General features: G+C 58.9%; 15 protein-coding genes. 6 read left to right on the plus strand and 9 right to left on the minus strand.

Annotated elements, in window-relative coordinates:
* Nucleotides 1–75 precede the first annotated feature (75 nt).
* From A7K61_RS09760 to A7K61_RS09790, 7 genes are all read right to left on the minus strand, one after another.
* Nucleotides 76–1,674, minus strand: a complete 1,599-nt coding sequence (locus A7K61_RS09760) for an ABC transporter substrate-binding protein (protein WP_044271568.1) — start codon at nt 1,672–1,674, stop codon at nt 76–78.
* 80 nt (nt 1,675–1,754) lie between these two features.
* Nucleotides 1,755–3,149, minus strand: a complete 1,395-nt coding sequence (locus A7K61_RS09765; protein WP_003188488.1) for an OprD family outer membrane porin — start codon at nt 3,147–3,149, stop codon at nt 1,755–1,757.
* A 171-nt stretch (nt 3,150–3,320) separates the two neighbouring features.
* Nucleotides 3,321–4,865, minus strand: coding sequence for an ABC transporter substrate-binding protein (locus A7K61_RS09770; protein WP_371914722.1), 1,545 nt, complete (start codon nt 4,863–4,865; stop codon nt 3,321–3,323).
* 366 nt (nt 4,866–5,231) lie between these two features.
* Nucleotides 5,232–6,860: an ABC transporter substrate-binding protein gene (locus A7K61_RS09775; RefSeq protein ID WP_034126282.1), complete on the minus strand. Its 1,629-nt coding sequence runs from the start codon at nt 6,858–6,860 to the stop codon at nt 5,232–5,234.
* Between the two features lie 258 nt (nt 6,861–7,118).
* On the minus strand, nt 7,119–8,720 hold the full coding sequence (locus A7K61_RS09780) for an ABC transporter substrate-binding protein (RefSeq protein ID WP_044271574.1): 1,602 nt from the start codon (nt 8,718–8,720) through the stop codon (nt 7,119–7,121).
* A gap of 80 nt (nt 8,721–8,800) precedes the next feature.
* Nucleotides 8,801–12,208, minus strand: coding sequence for a dermonecrotic toxin domain-containing protein (locus A7K61_RS09785; protein ID WP_256557757.1), 3,408 nt, complete (start codon nt 12,206–12,208; stop codon nt 8,801–8,803).
* 146 nt (nt 12,209–12,354) lie between these two features.
* Nucleotides 12,355–13,068: an SIMPL domain-containing protein gene (locus tag A7K61_RS09790; RefSeq protein WP_032893587.1), complete on the minus strand. Its 714-nt coding sequence runs from the start codon at nt 13,066–13,068 to the stop codon at nt 12,355–12,357.
* Nucleotides 13,069–13,273: 205 nt separating this feature from the next.
* Here A7K61_RS09790 and A7K61_RS09795 point away from each other — a divergent pair, with 205 nt between their 5' ends.
* From A7K61_RS09795 to A7K61_RS09805, 3 genes are all read left to right on the plus strand, one after another.
* Entirely contained in the window at nt 13,274–14,536 is a 1,263-nt protein-coding gene (locus A7K61_RS09795; RefSeq protein WP_003188495.1) for an ATP-binding protein, read from the plus strand.
* A complete protein-coding gene (locus tag A7K61_RS09800; RefSeq protein WP_003171731.1) occupies nt 14,529–15,089 on the plus strand; it encodes a response regulator transcription factor in 561 nt (186 codons plus the stop codon). Before A7K61_RS09795 ends, A7K61_RS09800 begins: the two co-directional genes overlap by 8 nt.
* A 100-nt stretch (nt 15,090–15,189) precedes the next feature.
* Nucleotides 15,190–16,914 (plus strand): ABC transporter ATP-binding protein/permease, encoded by a 1,725-nt coding sequence (locus A7K61_RS09805; protein ID WP_069557493.1) that lies wholly within the window; start codon nt 15,190–15,192, stop codon nt 16,912–16,914.
* Between the two features lie 196 nt (nt 16,915–17,110).
* Here A7K61_RS09805 and A7K61_RS09810 read toward each other — a convergent pair whose 3' ends face one another.
* Nucleotides 17,111–17,548, minus strand: a complete 438-nt coding sequence (locus A7K61_RS09810) for a YhcB family protein (RefSeq protein WP_003171734.1) — start codon at nt 17,546–17,548, stop codon at nt 17,111–17,113.
* Between the two features lie 146 nt (nt 17,549–17,694).
* Between A7K61_RS09810 and A7K61_RS09815 the strand changes: the two genes are divergently transcribed.
* The 3 genes from A7K61_RS09815 (at nt 17,695) to zapE (ending at nt 20,870) form a co-directional block, all read left to right on the plus strand.
* A complete protein-coding gene (locus A7K61_RS09815) occupies nt 17,695–18,324 on the plus strand; it encodes an alpha/beta hydrolase (RefSeq protein WP_003188497.1) in 630 nt (209 codons plus the stop codon).
* A 16-nt stretch (nt 18,325–18,340) separates the two neighbouring features.
* Nucleotides 18,341–19,696, plus strand: coding sequence for a tryptophan--tRNA ligase (locus A7K61_RS09820; protein ID WP_032893583.1), 1,356 nt, complete (start codon nt 18,341–18,343; stop codon nt 19,694–19,696).
* Nucleotides 19,697–19,775: 79 nt separating this feature from the next.
* Nucleotides 19,776–20,870: a cell division protein ZapE gene (gene zapE, locus A7K61_RS09825; RefSeq protein ID WP_032893582.1), complete on the plus strand. Its 1,095-nt coding sequence runs from the start codon at nt 19,776–19,778 to the stop codon at nt 20,868–20,870.
* A gap of 131 nt (nt 20,871–21,001) precedes the next feature.
* Here zapE and A7K61_RS09830 read toward each other — a convergent pair whose 3' ends face one another.
* Nucleotides 21,002–21,922, minus strand: coding sequence for a GlxA family transcriptional regulator (locus A7K61_RS09830; protein WP_169855855.1), 921 nt, complete (start codon nt 21,920–21,922; stop codon nt 21,002–21,004).
* Between the last annotated feature and the right edge of the window lie 159 nt (nt 21,923–22,081).

Consider the following 22,081-nt stretch of genomic DNA (forward strand, 5'->3'; position numbering starts at 1 on the left):
TTGGTGTGTACCTCAATCAGCCGGTTAGGCAGGTCCGGCACCGTCAGTGTCGACGGTGCCGAGCGTTTTTCTTATTTACTTCACCTGGGTGGTGGCGAAGTTATTGGTGGTCAGAGGGCTTTGGGTATAACCCTCGACGTTCTTGCGCATGGCGGTAAACATTTTCGGGTAGGCCATGGGAATCCACGGCTGGTCCTTCTCGAAAACGGCCAAAGCTTGTTCATAGAGTGCAGCGCGCTCGGCGGGTTCAGCGTCGGCGCGGGCCTTGTCGATCAAGTCTTGAAACTCTTTGTTACACCAGCGGGCGTAGTTTTCGCCGTTTTTCGCTGCATCGCAACTCAGGTTAGGGGTGAGGAAGTTATCCGGGTCGCCGTTATCCCCGGCCCAACCGGCAGAAACCATGTCGTGCTCGCCAGCTTTGGCGCGCTTGAGCATTTCGCCCCATTCCATGACCTTGATATTGACCTTCAGGCCGATCTGGGCCAGATCCGCTTGCATGCGCTGGGCGCCGAGCATCGGGTTAGGGTTGGTCGGGCCGCCGCCGTTGCGGGTGAACAGGGTGAATTCGGTGCCTTCCGGCACGCCGGCTTCCTTGAGAAGGGCGCGCGCCTTGTCCAGGTCGCGAACTGGGTTTTTCAGCTTGTCACTGAAGCCCAGCAGGGTCGGCGGGTACGGCCCGGTGGCATCGACGGCGTTGCCTTTGCCGTACAGCGATTCGTTGTAGCCCTTTTTATCGAAGGCAATATTGATCGCGTGACGTACCCGCGCATCGCTCATGTACTTGTGGGTGGTATTCATGGCGGTGTAGCTGGTGGTCATCGCCGCTAGTTCCGCCACTTTCAGGTTGGGATCAGCCTTGGCGCTGGGTACATCATCGGGCTTGGGATACAGCGCGATCTGGCATTCGTTGGCCTTGAGCTTTTGCAGGCGCACATTGCTATCGGTGGTGATTGCCAAAATAAGCGGGTCGGCCGGCGGCTTGCCACGGAAGTACTCCGGGTTGGCCTTGAAACGCACCTGCGCGTCTTTTGCGTAGCGGTTGAAGATGAACGGCCCGGTGCCGATTGGCTTGGCGTTCAGATCATCGGTCTTGCCGGACTTGAGCAATTGGTCGGCATATTCGGCTGAGTGAATCGAGGAAAACGCCATGGCCAGGTCGGCCAGGAAGGGGGCTTCAGGACGGGTCAGGGTGAACACGACGGTGTGGTCGTCGGTCTTCTCTACGCTCTTGAGCAGTTCTTTAAAGCCCATGCTTTCGAAATACGGGTAACCCACAGCGGACTTTTTATGCCACGGATGATTCGGGTCCAGCTGACGCTGAAAGCTCCAAAGCACATCATCGGCATTCAGGTTGCGCGTGGGTTTGAAATAGTCGGTGGTGTGGAACTTGATGTCGTCACGCAGGTGGAACGTATAGGTCAGGCCATCGGCGCTGATTTCCGGCAGGTCTTTGGCCAGGGCAGGCACCACTTCTGTGGTGCCGGGCTTGAAGTCCACCAGACGGTTGAACATGGTTTCAGCGGCGGCGTCAGCGGTCACGGCGGTGGTGTACAGGACCGGGTCGAAACCTTCCGGGCTGGCTTCGGTGCAGACCACCAGCGGTTTGGCCGAAACGCCGATCGCCACGCTCAACAGCGCAGCGGCCATGGCGGCTTGTAGTGGGAGCATTTTCATTCAGAGCCCTCTGCAATCGATGGAGCCAGAAAAGCGTAGGCGGCGGGCTCGTCCTGAGCTCGCCGCCTGCCTGGCACTAATTAAAGGATGTTGAACGGGATGGTGGTAACCAGACGGAACTCTTTGATGCTGCCGTCGGACTGGAACTCGCTGCCACGGTGCTCAACATAGGTTGCGCGCACGGTGGTGGCTTTGAGGGGGCCGCTCTGCAGTGCGTAAGAGGCGCCGACACCGTATTCCTGGTGCTTCTCGCCGTCCTGGGACTGGATGCCGTCATAGGCAAACTTGGCCCGGCCGTTGTTGCCGGTGTAGTGGGTACCGTCGATGCCCCAGCCGCGTGCCGAGTAGGCGTTGAACTTCAGGCCAGGTACGCCGTATTCAGCCATGTTGATGGCATAGGCGATCTGGAAGGATTTCTCGTTCGGGCCGTTGAAGTCAGACGTCAGGGAGTTGGCCAGGTAGATACCGTTGGTTTCGTGCAGGTAGTCGAAGTACTCGTTACCGTTCACTTGCTGGTAGCCGAAGGTCAGGCTGTGTGCCTGGTGAGTCAGGCCCAGGGAGAGGGAGAAGGTATCGTTGTCGATTTCCCCCATCTCTTTTTTGCCTTCGTCGACAGTCTTGTAGTAGTTGAAGCCGGTGGTCAGGCCCAACTGCTGCGCGTCGCCCAGTTCGTGGGTGGCGCCGAAGTAGTACTGGTTCCAGAAGTCCTTCACGTTGGCGGCGAAGAAGCTGGTCTTCAGGCTTTTCAGTGGCTGGTAGTTCACACCCAGGGTCGACACTTTGTCGGTTTCTGCGCCATTGCCGTATTCGCTGCGGAATTTCGACAGGCTCTGCTCGCTACGTGGCGAAACGCGGTCAAACACGCCACCCTGGAACGACAGGTTGCTGAATTCTTCGCTGTTGAAGCTCACACCCTGGAAGCTGGAAGGCAGGGCACGGTTGCCGATGGTGTCGACGATGCCGCTGCTGAAGTTCTGGCGACCGGCGGTCAGTGTGGTGTTGGACACACGGAACTGCACGTTGGCCAGGCCCAGTTTGCTCCACTGGTCGACGGCGTCGCCGTTGGAGTCGGCCAGGGTACGGTTGGAGCCGCCTTTGATATCACGCTTGCTGCGATCCAGCACCAGGGCGTTGTACACCGCCACTTCAGTCTTGACCCCAACGGTGCCCTGGGTGAAACCCGAGCTGGCGTTGAGGATGGTGCCTTGCACCCAGTTGGTACGGTTGCGATCGGTCAGGGTCTGGCCGTGCTTCTGGTACGAGAAGGTGCCCCCACGGTATTTGCTTTCATGGGAGTACCAGTTACGCGTGGTGCCGCCCAGGCTGAAATCTTCGATAAAGCCTTTGGCCTCGCTTTGGGCGCTGGTGCCGGCCAGGGTGGTAGGAACGAAGTCCTGGCTTTGCGTTTCAGCGTAGGCGGTGGCCGTGATGCTGCTGATGGCCAAGGCCAGAAGCGCTTTGCTGCTCAGTTTCATGGGTGAAGCTCCTTTGGTTCTCTTTTTTAATGCCGGTCTTTTTGGGTGATCCGGCTATTGGGTGTGGAACTCGTTCAAGCTAATGCAAACGTTTGGCGTAGGAAATTTCCCAACAAAAGCCTGCACGTTTGCCGGGAAGCCGATTTCGCTCCCCGCCATCCGGTTATTGTCTTATGGGTTGATGCTGACGCCCGAGAACACGTTGCGGCCGAAGGGGCTTACCTTGAAGCCTTCGACTTTGGCGCTTAACGGCTGGTTGACCGTCGAGTGGGCGATGGGCGTGATCGGCACCTGCTGCTTGAGCAGTTGCTGCGCCTGTTTGTACAGAACAGTCCTTTGTTCGCGGTCGGTCACGACCTTGGCTTGCTTGATCAGCTTGTCGTACGCCGGGTCGCACCACATGGAGTAGTTGTTCCCGCCGATGGCGTCGCAGCTGTAGAGGGTGCCGAGCCAGTTGTCCGGGTCACCATTGTCGCCGGTCCAGCCGATCAGGCTGACATCGTGCTCACCGTTCTTGGTGCGCTTGATGTACTCGCCCCACTCATAGCTGACGATCTTGACCTTGAGGCCGATCTTGGCCCAGTCGTTCTGCAGCATCTCGGCCATCAGCTTGGCGTTGGGGTTGTACGGGCGCTGTACCGGCATGGCCCACAAGGTGATCTCGGTGCCTTCCTTGACGCCGGCGGCCTTGAGCAACTCCTTGGCTTTTTCCGGGTTGTAGGCGGCGTCCTTGATGCTGTCGTCGTAAGACCACTGCGTCGGCGGCATGGCGTTGACCGCCAGTTGCCCGGCGCCCTGGTACACGGCGTTGAGGATGCTCTGCTTGTTCACCGCCATGTCCAGCGCCTGGCGTACTTCAAGCTGATCGAACGGCTTGTGGCGTACGTTGTAGGAGATATAGCCGAGGTTAAAGCCCGGCTTGGTCAGCAGTTGCAGGTTCGGGTCGGCCTTGAGGGCGTCGACATCGGCGGGGCGTGGATGCAGGGTTACCTGGCATTCGCCGGCCTTGAGTTTTTGCACGCGTACCGAGGCGTCGGTGTTGATGGCGAAGATCAGTTGGTCCAGCTTGACGCGGCTCGGGTCCCAGTACTGTTTGTTGCCCACGTAGCGGATCTGCGAGTCTTTCTGGTAACGCTGGAACACGAACGGGCCAGTGCCGATCGGCTTCTGGTTGATGTCGCTGGGCCGGCCTTGCTTGAGCAACTGCTCGGCGTATTCGGCCGAAAGGATCGCGGCAAAGCTCATGGCGATGTTCTGCACGAACGCAGCGTCCACCGTGTTCAGGGTCATCACCACGGTGTAGGGGCCTGTTTTCTCGACCTTGGCGATGTTCTTGTTCAGGCTCATCCCGTTGAAGTACGGAAACTCGGTAGGGTAGGCCTTGCGAAACGGGTGGTCGGGGTCAAGCATGCGGTTGAAGGTGAACAGCACGTCGTCGGCGTTGAAGTCGCGCGTCGGCTTGAATTCCTTGTTGCTGTGGAACTTCACCCCTTCACGCAGGTGGAAGGTGTAGGTCAGGCCATCCGGGGAGATATCCCACTTGGTTGCCAGCCCAGGGACGACGTCGGTGGCGCCTTTTTCGAACTCCACCAAACGGTTATACAAAGGCTCCGCCGCATCGTTGTCGGTGGCGGTGGTGTATTGCGCAGTGTCAAACCCTGCCGGGCTGCCTTCGGAGCAGAACACCAGGCTCTTCTTTTCGGCGGCTTGGCCCATCGTGGCCACGGCCAGCAGGCTGGTGGCAAACAGAGCGGATACAACGGTTGTATGGCGCATGACGATCCCCGTCCTTGTTTGTAGTTATCAACAGCGAGCCTTGCTTCTGGCGTAAAGCCAGGCAAACCTCACTGATCCCACACACAGCAAGTGCCCTTCCCCAGAATGATGCCGCTGCTGTCCTACGACCTTATGGGGCGTTGACCTTGCAGTAAATGCGTCAATTCTGACTGACCTTGTAGGCAACGGAGGCACGGGTCGCAGTTCATTGCTGTAAGACGGCAACGCTTGCAAACGTAGTCTGTTTCCTAAGGTCCAGGCGGATGGAATAACGGCGACGTTATGAAACGTCGCCGTTATTGATCCTTACTTGCCGCTGACGCTAACGCCGTAGAAGGAGTTCAAGCCAAACGGGCTGATCTTGAAATCCTGCACGGTATTACGCATGGGTTGATACACCGTCGAGTGCGCGATAGGTGTCATCGGGACTGCATCTTTGAGGATATGTTGCGCCTGCTTATACAGCTCGGTGCGTTTGGCGACATCCGATGTGGCCTTGGCTTCTTTAACGATGCCGTCGAATTTCTTGTCGCACCATTTGGAGAAGTTGTTGCCCGACAGCGAGTCGCAGCCGAACAGCACGTTCAGCCAGTTGTCCGGGTCACCATTGTCGCCGCTCCAGCCAATGATCATGGCCTGGTTCTCGCCGCCTTTGGAGCGCTTGATGTACTCGCCCCACTCGTAGCTGACGATGTTGACCTTCAGGCCGATCTGTTTCCAGTCGTTCTGCAGCATCTCGGCCATCAATTTGGCGTTGGGGTTGTAGGGGCGCTGGACCGGCATGGCCCACAGGGTGATCTCGGTGCCTTCCTTGACGCCAGCGGCCTTGAGCAATTCCTTGGCCTTGGCAGGATCGTACTTGGCATCCTTGATGGTGGTGTCATAGGACCACTGGGTCGGCGGCATGGCGTTGACCGCCAGTTGGCCGGCACCCTGGTACACGGAGTCGATGATCTGCTGCTTGTTCACCGACATGTCCAGGGCTTCACGGACGCGCAGGTCAGCCAGCGGGTTCGCGGCGGTCTGGCCCTTGAGTACAGGCATGACGTTATAGGCGATGTAGCCCAAGTTGAAACCGGCCTGGTGCGGCAGTTTCAGGTCCTTGTCCTCACCCAGCGCCTTGAGGTCGGCCGGACGTGGGAACAGGGTGATCTGGCATTCGTTTTTCTTGAGTTTCTGGATACGCACCGACGGGTCGGTGGTGATAGCGAAGATCAGGTTATCGATCTTCACGTCTTCAGGTTTCCAGTAGTCCTTGTTGCCGGTGTAGCGAATGTTCGAGTCTTTCTGGTAGCTCTTGAACACGAACGGGCCAGTGCCGACCGGCTTCTGGTTGATGTCGGCAGGCTTGCCTTCCTTCAACAACTGCGCAGCGTATTCGGCGGACTGGATCGAGGCGAAGCTCATGGCCAGGTTCTGGATGAACGCGGCGTCCACGGTGCCAAGGGTGAACTTGACGGTGTGGTCATCGATTTTTTCGATGTTCTTGATGTTGGTGTCCATCCCCATGTCCGTGAAGTACGGGAACTCGGTGGGGTAGGCCTTACGGAATGGATCGTCTTTATTGATCATCCGGTTGAAGGTGAACAGTACGTCGTCAGCCGAGAATTCACGAGTAGGCTTGAAGTACGGGGTGGTGTGGAACTTGACGCCTTCGCGAAGGTGGAAGGTATACGTCAGGCCATCCGGGGAAACGTCCCAGCTGGTGGCCAGGCCAGGAACTACAGCGGTGCCGCCACGTTCGAACTGGCTCAGGCGGTTGAACATGGTTTCGGCCGAGGCATCGAAGTCTGTTCCGGTGGTGTACTGGCCTGGGTCGAAACCGGCCGGGCTCCCTTCGGAGCAGAACACCAGGTTAGTTGCCGCGAGGGCTACGGGGGCTGCGGCCATAAGGCCAGCGCTCACTAATAACGGAAGGACTGCGTGTTTAAGCATGTTGGCCTCATGATTTGTTGTCATTTTTGGTGGTGAGGGCGACCTCGTGAGTCGGCCTGCGGATACTTATGCAGGCGCCATACCCAATGCAAGATGCAGAGCGGTTGCAAAGGGAAAACTGTGGTACGAACGTACAGGAATGTCGCAATTATGAAAGTTTCGACACAAAAGTGCTTGTTTGGAGGGTTTTTTCGGTGCAAATGGCGCACCAAAAAAGCCCAGCCGAGGCGTCTAGCGCACTCGGTTGGGGCGCGGCTGTTACTTATCTAGACCCACACCGTAGAACGGCGTTAGCCCAAACGGGCTGATCTTGAAGTCCTGCACTTGCTTGCGCATAGGCTGGAAAACCGTCGAGTTTGCAATAGGCGTTATAGGTACTTGTTCCTTAAGGATTTTCTGTGCCTGTTGATACCACTTGATGCGCTGCTCGCGGTCGCTGCTGACCTTGGCCTGCTGCACCAGCTTGTCGTAGGCCGGGTTACACCATTTGGCGTAGTTGCTGCCCTTGACTGCGGCACAACTGTAGAGCACGCCCAGCCAGTTATCGGGGTCGCCGTTGTCGCCGGTCCAGCCATAAATCATTGCATCGTGTTCGCCATTTTTGGCGCGCTTGATGTATTCGCCCCACTCATAGCTGACGATGTTGGCCTTGATGCCCACCTTGGCCCAATCCTGTTGAATCATTTGTGCGGACATCCGCGCATTCGGGTTCGAGGCGCGTTGAACGGTCATTGCCCACAGGTTGATGGTGGTACCTGGTGCAACCCCTGCTTCTTTTAGTAGCAACCGTGCCTTGGTCGGGTCGTAGGGGGCGTCCTGGATGTTCGGGTCATAAGACCACTGCGCGGGAGGCAGTGCGTTCTGCGCCAATTGCCCGGCGCCCTGGTACACGGCCTTGATGATCGCGGGCTTGTCGATGGCCATGTCCAGGGCCTGGCGCACCTTGAGTTGATCCAGCGGCGGGTGAGTCACGTTATAGGCCAAAAACCCCAGGTTGAAGCCTGCTTGTTGCAACACGCGCAGGTTGGGGTCTTGTTTCATGACCTCGATATCGGCAGGGCGCGGGTAACCGCTGACCTGGCATTCGCCCGCCTTGAGTTTTTGCAGGCGTGCGGCGGCGTCCGGGGTGATGGCGAACACCAGGTTGTCGAGCTTCACGTCCTCGGGTTTCCAATACTGTTTATTGGCCACGTAGCGGATCTGCGAGTCCTTCTGATAGCGCTTGAACACAAACGGCCCGGTACCGACCGGTTGCTGATTGATCTGTTCGGCCTTGCCTTCTTTCAACAGTTGGGCGGCGTATTCGGCCGATTGCACCGAGGCGAAACTCATGGCCAGGTTTTGCACGAACGAAGCATCGACCGTGTTCAGGTTGAACCGCACGCTGTGCTCGTCGAGTTTTTCGACGCTCTTGATCGTGGTGTTCAAGCCCATGTCGGTGAAGTAGGGCGACTCGGAGGGGTAGGCCTTGCGAAACGGGCTCTGGGCATCGAGCAGGCGATTAAAAGTGAACAGCACGTCATCGGCGTTGAAATCGCGGGTCGGAGTGAAGAAGTCGGTGGTGTGGAACTTGACGCCTTCACGTAGGTGAAAGGTGTACGTCAGGCCATCCTTCGAAACATCCCAGCTCGTCGCCAGACCAGGTTCGACCTCGGTGCCGCCGCGCTTGAACTGGGTCAGGCGGTTGAACACAGTTTCGGCGGACGCATCGAAGTCGGTACCGCTGGTGTATTGGCTGGGATCGAAGCCGGCGGGGCTGGCTTCGGAGCAGTAGACCAGGGTCGTGGCGGCCTGGGCCATCGGCATAAAGGCCGCAAGGCTTGCGGCGAGGAGCAGTGGCTTGACGGCGATTCTTTGCATAAAGACCCCTGAAATGGCGGGCATATTAAAGCTGCCCAAACGAAAACGGCGGTGACCGAGGTTACCGCCGTTCAGCTGGCTTAGGTAGGGGATACGTTTATGCGGGGGGAGACTTCTATCCGGATGGGAGCCGATTTGTCGATTGTAACGGGCGGGCCGTCTATTTCATTACTTTTACGAAGGGTGAAAGTTCGAGTGGCTGTTATGTTCACGTCATCGGCGAGGGTGGACTCACCTCTAACCGCATATTTCAGTCGCCATTGGGTGGTTATTATGACCTCGGTCTCGTTTTTTAAAGGGTTGTAGTCGATGAAGTACTGCCTGTCGCCAACGCCGCTGCTAAAGCCGGGCTTCACTCGTGGAGGCTGCAATTCAAACCACACAGGAGCGGAAGAGCCTTGATGAGCAACCTCTGAAATGGCCGCTCGCATGTCAGGATCGGGCACGATGTGCTCAAATTTATCGATCCCGTCCCTTATAAGACCCTCACGAATCGGCTCTTCTAAGTTATTGGGGATAGTCATTCCTGCTATCTGCCGAGATATGTCGATTTCAACGTTCTCCCGGCCAGGGCGCCTTATTGTGTAAGGGTCTCGGTTGATGTCTTTGATAAATTGTTCGGAGTAATTGCTGGTACCGAACGGGGATGAGGAGGCTCTTTCCGATGCGGATACCGTGAAATCCCCGCTGTCGGCTGTCCAAGAAAAGACAGGGCGATTCTTTAAAACACCGTTCTCCTCCTCGACGCTGATGCCATATTTATAGTTCGCTTGCTCTTCAACGTTGAAATACTTGTCGAATATGTCAGCGCCTTTCATTTTGGTACCGTCTAACTCAATAAAATTATCCGATACCTGTGCAGGGGTTTTTATATCGTTACTGAGTGTCGGGGACTCAGTTCGCGGCCACGGCCACTGCCACCTCACCCCGCCATCGCCCGGGGCACGGGCCCACTCTCCATCACGCCCGGGTGTGATGATCATCAGTCCCGCGCCGTTATCAGGGTTGATGACTCGGGCAAACACATCGCCGGTGCGGTAACGCCCCGATATCTCAAATACCTTGCTCGCCCCCGTCTCATCGGTAAGGCGCACGAATTGGCGCAGTGCTCCCTGGCTGTCGGATATTCGGTAGACACCCAGCGCGTCGCGGGGCGCATCCTTTATCAACTGTTCACCCTCGGGGACAGCATAGGGCGCCATCGGCAGTAGGGGGCGGGATTTTGGCGCCGCAGCCCCCGCGTCGTTGACCACCTGAGTACCGCTGGATGGCCCGGGTTTTGGTTCTTCAATTTCGGTGACTTGTGGTTGAACAAGCGGGTTTCTCACCGGCAGTTCTTTCTTCGGCGGCAGTGCAAAAGGATCTTCAGGGACGGTACTCGCCCCGATGGAAAATAATGTGTTCAGCACACCATCGAGTGCTCGGGAGGCCCCGTTGTCGCGTTCCGCCTCGGTGTCTCCGGACGCGGATTGTTCGAACCCCAACCCCAATTCGGTCAACCCGGCAATTACTGCGGCGCCGGTGACCGGTGCCGCGATGGGGGCAAGCTTGGCCAGTAACCCCGCGGCCACGGTAATGTCGTTGAGCCAGGTATCCCGCGTCACTTCGCTGTTGGATTTGACGACAACGTCGGTATCACTCGTCATGCGCTGTTTGGCAGCGGTTGCCAGGGTGGAAAACACGTCCCCCTCGATCTTTGACTGACTGCTTTTATTCAGCGGTGTTTTCAGAGCGCCGGCGGCCATTTTCTTGAAGAGGGCGTCCAGGCCATCTTGCGTGTCGCCAATACCTGTAAAGCTCCCGCCCGGTACGAACCCGCTTGCCAGTTGTATGAGAACGCCAGGCTTACGGTTCTGACGATCAGCCAGCGAAAAGTGCGCGAGCAGCGACTGGCTTTTTTTCGGGTCCTTGGTCTGATCAATCACCCATTGATTGAGCTTGTCCAAGCAGTCGAAGCGCAGAAATGCTGGTTTGGCTCCAGGTAGGTAAAGCACTTGCCGGCCAGCGTCGTCGTTGCTGAATCGAAGAATGTCGCTGGATATAAAGCCGTGGATATCAAGGGCATGGACTTGGGGGGTGCTGTTTACTGGCGCTTTAGCCTGCAGCTGTTCAAGGCTCAGGGGGGGGGTTTCGTCGAGTGGAATATTGTTCGCCGCTGCCATTACCAGGCTGTAGTCGTCACGGGTGAACTGATGTTCGGGGGCTTGTAACGCTCGCTCAGCAGGTGACCCGGCTTCGGCGTTCTTCAGTTGTTCCCGGGCCTGGGAAACGAACTCGCCCTTGATTACCGTCTGGTAGTCATCGGTATGCGCGCTCCAGAACGCGTCGAATTTCTGGGTCATCTGGGCCTGAAAGTCGGTTTTCCAGCTTTCGTGCATCACTTGGGACGGCTTGAGGTCGATTTGATTGTGTTTTCCGTAGCCGCCGTTTTCGCTTTGCCCGGCAGGCTGGGTATACAAACCCGCGTCGAGGTCCAGGTTGCCAGGCACCCAGTCGTGCTCGGAGAAGTTTTTCAGCAGGGAGTCGGGCAAGCGCAGCGAAGACCAGGGCTCCTGGAATGTGTGTTCCCAGCCGGTCGCCGTGTCCGCGCTTTCGCCACCTTTGAAGCGATTCAAGTAGACGGTGTCGGAGTCGATAGGTTTGCCCGTGAGTTTGAGCAGCAGGTCATCCGCCCACTTCTTGGCTTCTGCCCGCGTATTGGGCAGATTGTTGGCCACGTCAACCGCCAGGCGCTTGTAAGCCAAGGCCTGTGGTGCGGTGCTGTAGTACCTGGCGGCGTTGTGTTGTTGCACTAGCAGCGCCTGTGCCGAGCGGCTGCTGGCAGGGCGCAGGCGGTCATCGGCGGGGATAGGGTCGAAGGTGTCTTTATGTTCCAGGTGCCTGATTTGCGCACGGGCCTGTGTCAGTGTTTGCGGCAGGGTAACGCCTTCAAAGTTGGCCACCACTTTTGCGCTGACCTGTATGGAGTCCTCGCGCAGCCTCACACGCAAATCACCGTTATTGCCAGGGGCGATAACTTTTGCGGCGTCCAGCAATGGCCCTGAAATTTGCCCCCAGCCTGATGTATCCGACAGTTGAAAGGTTTTGGTTTTGCCCTCGACCTCGGCCGACAAGGTACCGGTAGAGGGGTTGATTGAAAGCAGGGTGTCCGCAGCGAAGTGTTGTGCGCGCAGCCAGCTCTGGACAACGGAGTTTTCCAAAAGCCTGCGATACAGCCCAAGCCATTGACCCAGGGTACTTTGGGGCGGGACGGTTATAAGCCCGGCATTGCCCTGTAAGACCTTGCGCTGTGCGGCCTCGAGGTAGGCCTTGAGCAGTGCTGTTTCGTCGGGTTGGACGGGATTGGCTGTTGGCGGGACTGCGGGTGGCGTCTGCGTTTGAGTGCTCGGCGTCGGATAGGCGATTCCCGATGGCAGTGATGCAGAGGGTATTGGGTTGATTGATAGGGACATGAATTCGGCTCTCATTGTGTGAATAAATGCCAGCACAGCCCTCCCTGGTAGCTATGGCAGTAATGAGTCGTGAAAGCCGGGCACTTGATTCCTGCGAGATATGCTGCTGGATATGACGTGGCGCCAACGCAAAAAAAAGGCGCACGCCCCGTGGGGCTGCGCCTCTGTCCTGTCTAAAAAAGTTACTGTAAAACTTCGATCACGCCGTCGGCACTCATAGTGACCTGGCTGGTGCCGGCTTCCACTTCAGGCGTCGGCGCTGAATCGGCCATGGCGGCCTTCATCATCATGCCGCCATTGCGGGCGTAGGGCATCGGGTAGCCATTGGTGTTGAAGTTCAGGTTGACGATCTTGTAGCCCTTGCCGCCGAGTGCATCGGTAGCCAGTTGCGCGCGCGCCTTGAACGCCGCCACCGCGTCTTTGAGCAGCGCATCTTCGCTGGCCTTGCGGGTGGCGTCGGCGATGGCGAAGTCCATGCTGTCCATTTTCAAGGTGTTCAACAACTCGCCGGTGAGTTTGGACAGCGCCGGGAAGTCCGCGCTTTCCAGGCGCAACTCGGCGCGTTCACGCCAGCCGGTGATCTTCTGGTTCTTGCTGTCGTAGATCGGGTAGCTGTTGCGGCTGCCCTGGCGCAAGGTCACGCCTTTGACTTCGCGCGCCTGGCCCAAGGCCTGGTTCAGGGTGGTGGTTATTTCGGCGGCGAGCTTGGCCGGGTCGGCGTTTTGCGATTCGGTGTAAAGGGTGACGATCATCTTGTCGCGGGCCACTTCTTGGCTGGCTTCGGCGCGCAGGGAGATCTGGTTGTAATGCAATGCATCGGCGGCCATGGCCGGCAGGCTGGCCAGGGCGCTGGCGCTGAGGGTAATGATGGCTGCACTGCGAATGAAACGAGACATGGAAGCTCCTTGAGATAGTCGTGCTCGGTAAGACTGTAGACGTTGGCACTGGGTTCTTCGGGTTTACACATTACCTACAAGTGATGCGGGCGCCGACGAACGGTCATTTGCCCGGCCTGCGTCAAAGAGCCACACACGCCGTGCCAGTAGGTCTGCTTCGTTTATACTCGTGCCGATCCGCCTGCAGCGCTCACCGGGAGAGCTCATGCTCGCCGCCGTAAAACTGACTTCCGCCACTCGCCAGAACCTTTGGCGCCTGACGTTCATTCGCACCCTGGTATTGGCCGCACAGGCCGGTTCCGTCGGGCTTGCCTATTGGTTCGACCTGCTGCCGCTGCCCTGGCTGCAACTGGCCGTGACCCTGGGTTTTTCCACCGTATTGTGTGTGTTCACCGCCATACGATTGCGTACCACCTGGCCTGTGACCGAGCTGGAGTACGCCCTGCAACTGGCCTGTGACCTGTTTATCCACAGCGTGTTGCTGTACTTCTCCGGCGGTTCCACCAACCCCTTTGTCTCCTACTACCTGGTGCCTTTGACCATCGCCGCCGTGACCCTGCCGTGGCGCTATTCGGTGGTGCTGTCGGGCATCGCGCTGACGCTGTACACCTTGCTGTTGGCGCAGTTCTACCCCTTGCAGACATTCCCCATCGCCCGGGAAAACCTGCAGATCTACGGGATGTGGTTGAGCTTCGCCCTGTCGGCGGCAGTCATTACCTTCTTCGCCGCACGCATGGCCGAAGAACTGCGCCGCCAGGAAGAACTGCGCGCCATTCGCCGGGAAGAGGGCCTGCGTGACCAGCAGTTGCTGGCCGTTGCCACCCAGGCTGCCGGCGCCGCCCATGAGTTGGGCACGCCGCTGGCGACCATGAGCGTGCTGCTCAAGGAAATGACCCAGGACCATCACGACCCGGCCCTGCAGGACGATTTGAGCGTACTGCAGGAGCAGGTCAAACAGTGCAAGCTGACGCTCCAGCAACTGGTGCGCGCCGCCGAAGCCAATCGCCGTCTGGCGGTAGAAATGCAAGACGTCACCCAGTGGCTCGATGAGGCGCTCAACCGCTGGCACCTGATGCGTCCGGAAGCCAGTTACCGTTTCAACCTGCTGGGCCAAGGCAGCGTCCCGCGCATGGCGCCACCGCCGGACCTGACCCAGGCGCTGCTCAACTTGCTGAACAATGCCGCCGACGCCTGCCCTGAAGGCCTCGGTGTGCAGTTGGACTGGGACGCCGAAAACGTCACCATCAGCATTCGTGACCATGGCGCGGGCGTGCCGTTGGCCATTGCCGAGCAGATCGGCAAACCCTTCTTTACCACCAAGGGCAAAGGCTTCGGCCTGGGCCTGTTTTTGAGCAAGGCCAGCGTGACCCGCGCGGGCGGCTCAGTGAAGCTCTATAGTCATGAGGAAGGTGGCACGCTCACCGAGCTGCGCCTGCCCCGTGTCGCACGAGGAGATATCGATGAGTGACGAGATCCAAGTCGAAGGCGAAGAACTGCCGCACCTGTTGCTGGTAGATGACGACGCGACCTTTACCCGCGTGATGGCACGCGCCATGAGCCGGCGCGGTTTTCGCGTCAGCACCGCAGGCTCTGCCGAAGAGGGCCTGACCATCGCCCAGGCCGACCTGCCGGACTACGCTGCCCTGGACCTGAAAATGGACGGCGACTCGGGCCTGGTGCTGCTGCCCAAGCTGCTGGAACTCGACCCGGAAATGCGCGTGGTGATCCTCACCGGTTACTCCAGCATCGCCACCGCCGTCGAGGCGATCAAACGCGGCGCCTGCAATTACCTGTGCAAGCCGGCGGATGCCGACGACGTGCTGGCCGCCTTGCTGTCCGAGCATGCCGACCTCGACACCCTGGTGCCGGAAAACCCGATGTCGGTAGACCGCCTGCAGTGGGAACATATCCAGCGTGTGTTGACCGAACACGAAGGCAATATCTCGGCCACCGCCCGCGCCCTGGGCATGCACCGCCGCACGCTGCAACGCAAGCTGCAGAAGCGCCCGGTGCGACGCTGAACGGCGACTGAACAACCCGCTTCAGGCTGCACGGACGCACGAACCGATCACCTATGATCGGTTCAAACGCCTGTCACTTTTTTCCTACCGAGCCTGAACGATGAATCAGAACGCTGAATACCGCGCGGTCAACGATGCGGTGCGTGGGCAATTCTTCCGCCGAACCTGGGCCATGATCACACCCTATTGGCGCAGCGAAGAGAAGGGCAGGGCCTGGCTGTTGCTGGCCGCAGTGATTGGCCTGTCGCTGTTCAGCGTGGCGATCTCCGTGTGGATCAACCACTGGTACAAGGACTTCTACAACGCCTTGGAGAAGAAGGACACCGCGGCCTTCTGGCAACTGATCGGCTATTTCGGCGGGATCGCGGCGGTGGCGATACTCGGTGCGGTGTACCGCCTTTACCTGACCCAGATGCTGACGATCCGCTGGCGCGCCTGGCTCACCGAAAAACACTTCAGCCGGTGGCTCGCCCACAAGAATTACTACCAGCTGGAGCAGGGCGGCTACACCGACAACCCGGACCAGCGGATCTCCGAAGACCTCAACAACTTCACGTCCGGCACCTTGAGCCTGGGCCTGGGGTTGCTGCGCAACGTGGTCAGCCTGGTGTCATTCTCGATCATCCTGTGGGGCGTCTCGGGCAGCATCGAGGTGTTCGGCGTCACCATCCCCGGCTATATGTTCTGGTGTGCGTTGCTGTACGCCGCCGTGGGCAGTTGGCTGACGCACCTGATCGGCCGGCGCTTGATTGGCCTGAGCAACCAGCAACAACGCTTTGAGGCGGACCTGCGTTTTTCCATGGTGCGGGTGCGTGAGAATGCCGAAAGTATCGCCTTGTACAACGGCGAGCCGAATGAAAGGCAACGCCTGAGTTCGCGCTTCGGCAAGGTCTGGCAGAACTTCTGGGACATCATGAAAGTGTCCAAGCGCCTGACCTTTTTCACCGCCGGCTACAGCCAGATCGCAATCATCTTCCCGTTTATCGTCGCCGCGCCGCGCTACTTCACCGGCAAGATCGAGCTGGGCGAGCTGATGCAAATCAACTCGGCGTTCGGCAACGTACAAGAGAACTTCAGCTGGTTTATCAACGCCTATTCGGAGCTGGCGACATGGCGCGCCACCAGCGACCGTCTGCTGAGTTTCCAGCAAGCCATGAGCGACAACGAGCAACGCACGCCGGCGATCGACGTGCGCCCTGAAGGCGAGCGCCTGGTAATCAAAGACCTGGGCATGGACCTGGCCGATGGCCGCCATTTGCTCACTGACGCCGACATGACCGTGGAGCCTGGTCAGCGCGTCATGCTCAGCGGGCGTTCCGGCAGCGGCAAGAGCACGTTGCTGCGGGCGATGGGGCATCTGTGGCCGGCCGGGCATGGCAGCATTCGCCTGCCGGCGACGCGCTACCTGTTCCTGCCGCAAAAGCCTTATTTGCCGATTGGTACGCTCAAGGCCGTGTTGAGTTATCCACAGGACGACAGCGTCTATGCACCAGAACGTTATGCACAGGTGCTGGAAACCTGTCGCCTGCCCCATCTGGTCAATCGCCTGGATGAAGCCAACCACTGGCAACGCATGCTCTCGCCCGGCGAACAACAACGCCTGGCCTTTGCCCGTGCGTTGTTGTTTGCACCGCAATGGCTGTACATGGATGAGGCAACCTCGGCGATGGATGAAGAAGACGAGGCAACCTTGTACCAGGCGTTGATCGATCAATTGCCGGGGTTGAGCATCGTCAGCGTCGGCCACCGCAGCAGCCTCAAGCGTTTCCATGGTCGGCATGTGCGCATTGACGGTGGTCGGTTGCAGGAACAACAACCCACTTGAGTGCCTGCTCGCTCAATGTGGGAGCCGGGCTTGCCCGCGATGGCGGAGTGTCTGAGGCAGGTGTGTCAACGGGCACACCGCTATCGCAGGCAAGCCAGCTCCCACAGGGGACGGGGTTGTCTGGTGGTTCAGGCACCCAACAAAAAAGCCCGGCTGATCATCGATCAGCCGGGCTTTTTTATTGCTCGAAGATGACTTACTTCTTCAAGCCGTAATGCTCATCCAACATGCCTGGAGCGTTCGGCGTTTTTGGCGCGTAGTCCCGTGGTGGCTCCTGGTTTTCCCGTGGCGGGGTCAGGCGTTCCCGTGGGGTTTGCGGTGCATCGGAATGCAGCGCGGCCAGCAGGCGCTGGCGGGTGATGTCGTCGAGGGCCAGGCGGTTAGCGCCATCGGCGAGGTGATCCTGTACTTCCTGGTAGCTCTGGGTGAGCTTCTTGACCAGGGTCGCGGTGCTGTTGAAGTGGGTAACAACCTCGTTCTGATAACTGTCAAAACGTTCCTGAATGTCATCCAGCTGACGCTGCGTGCGGTTAGGCGCGGCATTCGGCAGCAGGCGGGCAACCAGGAAACCAATGGCGACACCGGCAACCAGGGCAAGAGTCGGCAACAACCAAACTAAGAGCGAGTGTTCCACGAGTCCTTCCTCTATAAACGGCTTTGCTTTACGTTAACGGCTCAAACCTGCGCTGTATACCGCGATTAAGCTCGCAATGATGCCATGCACAGACTTTTAGCTAGACGAGTCGACCCCTTGAGAGGTCACGGAGTTCATCCTTGCTCATGCGTGAAACCCCCGTTTTGATCGATGGCCCGGTGGGCCAATTGGAAGCCTTGTACCTGGATCACCCCGAACCACGTGGCCTGGCGCTGGTTTGCCACCCTAACCCGGTGCAGGGCGGGACCATGCTCAATAAAGTCGTATCGACCTTGCAACGCACCGCCCGCGACGCGGGTTTGATTACTTTGCGTTTCAATTACCGGGGCGTCGGTGCCAGTGCCGGTACTCACGATATGGCCAGCGGTGAAGTTGACGATGCTGAAGCGGCCGCCACCTGGTTGCGGGAAAAGCACCCGGACCTGCCGATCACCTTGCTGGGTTTTTCCTTCGGCGGTTACGTGGCTGCCAGTCTCGGCGGGCGTCTGGAAGCCAAGGGCGAGAAGCTCGCACACCTGTTCATGGTGGCTGCGGCGGTGATGCGCCTGGGCGAGTCGGACGTGCTGCCCCAAGGCTGCCCGTTGACCCTGATCCAGCCGGAAACCGATGAAGTTGTGGACCCGCAACTCGTCTACGCCTGGTCCGCCGCCCTGAAACGCCCCCATGAGCTGCTGAAAGTGGCAGAATGCGGACACTTTTTTCATGGCAAGCTGACCGATCTCAAGGATCTGGTGCTGCCACGTCTTTCGAATTGATGACAAGCGATCACCCATGACGACCCGTACCCGTATCCTCACCGGCATCACCACCACCGGCACGCCGCACCTGGGCAACTACGCCGGTGCGATTCGCCCGGCGATCCTCGCCAGCGAAGACGCGAATGCCGACTCCTTCTACTTCCTGGCCGACTACCACGCCCTCATCAAATGCGATGATCCGCAGCGCATCCAGCGCTCGCGTATGGAAATCGCCGCGACCTGGCTGGCCGGCGGCCTGGATGTGAACCGGGTAACGTTCTACCGCCAGTCGGACATCCCGGAAATTCCGGAGCTGACCTGGCTGCTCACCTGTGTTGCCGCCAAGGGCCTGCTCAACCGCGCCCATGCCTACAAGGCCTCGGTAGACAAGAACGTCGAAAACGGTGAAGACCCGGATGCGGGCATCAGCATGGGCCTGTACAGCTACCCGGTGCTGATGGCGGCGGACATCCTGATGTTCAACGCGCACAAGGTGCCGGTGGGCCGCGACCAGATCCAGCACGTGGAAATGGCCCGCGACATCGGCCAGCGCTTCAACCACCTGTTCGGCAACGGTAAAGAATTCTTCACCATGCCCGAAGCGCTGATCGAAGAAAGCGTCGCCACCTTGCCGGGCCTGGATGGCCGCAAGATGTCCAAGAGCTACGACAACACCATCCCGTTGTTCACCAGCGCCAAGGACATGAAGGACGCGATCTCGCGGATCGTCACCGACTCGCGCGCCCCAGGCGAAGCCAAGGACCCGGACAATTCGCACCTGTTCACCCTGTACCAGGCGTTCGCGACCAAGGCCCAGGAAGCCGAATTCCGTGGCCAGTTGTTAGAAGGCCTGGGCTGGGGCGAGGCGAAGAACCGTCTGTTCCAACTGCTCGACGGCCAGCTCGGCGAAGCGCGCGAGCGTTACCACCAACTGATGTCGCGCCCATCGGACATGGAAGACCTGCTGCAGGTCGGCGCCAAGAAGGCCCGCGCTGTGGCGGCACCGTTCCTGGCCGAGCTGCGTGAAGCGGTGGGCCTGCGTTCGTTCGTCAACCAGGCGGCGGCGCCAGTCGCTACCAAGAAGAAAGCGGCAAAGGCTGCGCGGTTTGTGAGCTTCCGTGAAGCTGACGGCAGCTTCCGCTTCCGCCTGCTGGCCGCTGATGGCGAGCAACTGCTGCTGTCGCGCAACTTTGCCGATGGCAAAGCGGCCGGCGCGGTGACCAAGCAACTGCAAAGTGGTGATGCGCTGGACGTACGCGCCGAGGCTTTGAGCTTCAGCGTATGGCTGGATGGCGCCGCAGTCGCTGACAGCGCCGAGTACGCCGACCAAGCTTCGCGTGACGCGGCCATCGAAGCCTTGCGCGCTGCGTTAGCCCCAATCGAGGATTAACCCGACCAAGGGTTGATTGCCATTATCCGGGGCCGTCGTTACAGTGTCGGCCCGTTTTTGTTGCCTTGCTAACGAAATTATGACGCCCCTAGAACGATATCAAGCTGATCTGAAACGCCCCGAGTTCTTCCACGACGCGGCTCAGGAAAATGCCGTGCGTCATTTGCAGCGCCTGTACGAGGACCTCGTGGCCGCGTCGCAAAGCAAGCCAGGGATGTTCAGCAAGCTGTTTGGCAAAAAAGACCACACGCCGGTCAAGGGCCTGTATTTCTGGGGCGGCGTGGGCCGGGGCAAGACTTACCTGGTAGACACCTTCTTTGAAGCGCTGCCGTTCAAGGAAAAGGTACGTACGCACTTCCACCGCTTCATGAAGCGCGTGCACGAAGAGATGAAGACCCTGCCGGGCGAGAAAAACCCACTGACCATCATTGCCAAGCGTTTCTCCCAAGAAGCCCGGGTGATCTGCTTCGATGAGTTCTTCGTCTCCGACATTACCGACGCCATGATCCTTGGCACGCTGATGGAAGAACTGTTCAAAAACGGTGTGACCCTGGTGGCCACGTCGAACATCGTGCCCGATGGCCTGTACAAGGATGGCCTGCAACGTGCGCGCTTCCTGCCGGCCATTGCGCTGATCAAGCAGAACACCGATATCGTCAACGTCGACAGCGGCGTCGACTACCGCCTGCGTCACCTGGAGCAAGCCGAGCTGTTCCACTTCCCGCTCAACGAAGCCGCACACGAAAGCCTGAAGAAAAGCTTCCGTGCGCTGACACCGGAATGCACCCAGGCGGTGGAAAACGACAAGCTGATGATCGAGAACCGCGAGATCATCGCGCTGCGCACCTGCGATGACGTGGCCTGGTTCGATTTCCGCCAACTGTGCGATGGGCCGCGTAGCCAGAACGATTACATCGAGCTGGGCAAGATTTTCCACGCCGTGATCTTGAGTGGTGTGGAGCAGATGGGCGTGACCACCGACGATATCGCGCGACGGTTTATCAACATGGTCGATGAGTTCTACGACCGTAACGTCAAGCTGATCATTTCGGCGGAAGTCGAACTCAAGGACCTCTATACCGGCGGCCGCTTGAACTTCGAATTCCAGCGCACCCTGAGCCGCCTGCTGGAAATGCAGTCCCACGAGTTCCTGTCGCGCGGGCACAAGCCTTAAGCACGCTATAAGTCAAATGTGGGAGCGGGCTTGCTCGCGAATGAGATCTGTCAGCTGATGAATAAGTCGACTGACAGTCCGCATTCGCGAGCAAGCCCGCTCCCACATTTTTTTACCGCGTTCAGCCTGGGTCAGGCGGCTTGCTGGAATTGCTGCCTGTACTGGTTGGGCGACAACTCCGTGTGCTGCCTGAACAACCGCGCAAAGAAACTCGCATCGTCGTAACCCACCTCATAACTGATGGTCTTGATGCTCTTGCGGCTGCCCGAGAGCAGGCCCTTGGCGGTCTCGATGCGCAGGCGTTGCAGGTAATGCAGCGGCTTGTCACCGGTGGCGGTCTGGAAGCGGCGCATGAAGTTGCGGATGCTCATGCCGTGTTCCCGGGCGACGTCTTCAAAGCGGAACTTGTCGGCAAAGTGCTCTTCAAGCCAATGCTGGATCTGCAGGATGATCACATCCTGATGCAGCTTCTGCCCGCCAAACCCGATCCGCCCCGGTGAATAGTTGCGCTGCACCTCATAGAGAATGTCGCGGGCCACGGCCTGGGCGATGTTGGCGCCGCAAAAGCGTTCGATCAGGTAAATATAAAGGTCGCAGGCCGAGGTGGTGCCGCCGGCGCAATACAGGTTGTCGGCGTCTGTGAGGTGCTTGTCCTGATTGAGCTGCACCTTGGGGAAGCGCTCGCTGAAGGCATTGAAGAAGCGCCAGTAGGTGGTCGCCTCCTTGCCATCGAGCAGCCCGGCTTCGGCCAGCCAGAACACCCCGGTGGCCTCGCCGCACAGCACAGCCCCGCGGGCGTGTTGTTCGCGCAGCCACGGCAGCACCTGGGGGTAGCGGGTGCACAACACATCGAAGTCGTCCCAGAAGGCCGGCAGCACGATGATGTCGGCGTCTTCGAGACCGCCGTCCACCGGCATGATCACATCGCTGAAGCTGCGCACGGACTGGCCGTCGGGGCTGACCAGGCGCGTTTCGAACCCTGGGGTCAGGCCCAGGCCTTGCTGTTTGCCATGGCGCAGGCTGGCGAGATGGAAGAAATCCTTGGCTTGCATGAGGGTGGAAGCGAATACCCGATCAATGGCCAAAATGCTGACGCGCCGCAACGGCGTGGAGATTTGGTTAGACATAATTTCATTTATTCTTATAGGGGAAAGTGGTCACCAGACGGCTGGATCGTCTTATTTTTTGTCGCATGTGTCCAGTGTCCCGTG

Source organism: Pseudomonas sp. AP42 (assembly GCF_001728935.1).
GTDB lineage: Bacteria > Pseudomonadota > Gammaproteobacteria > Pseudomonadales > Pseudomonadaceae > Aquipseudomonas > Aquipseudomonas lactis.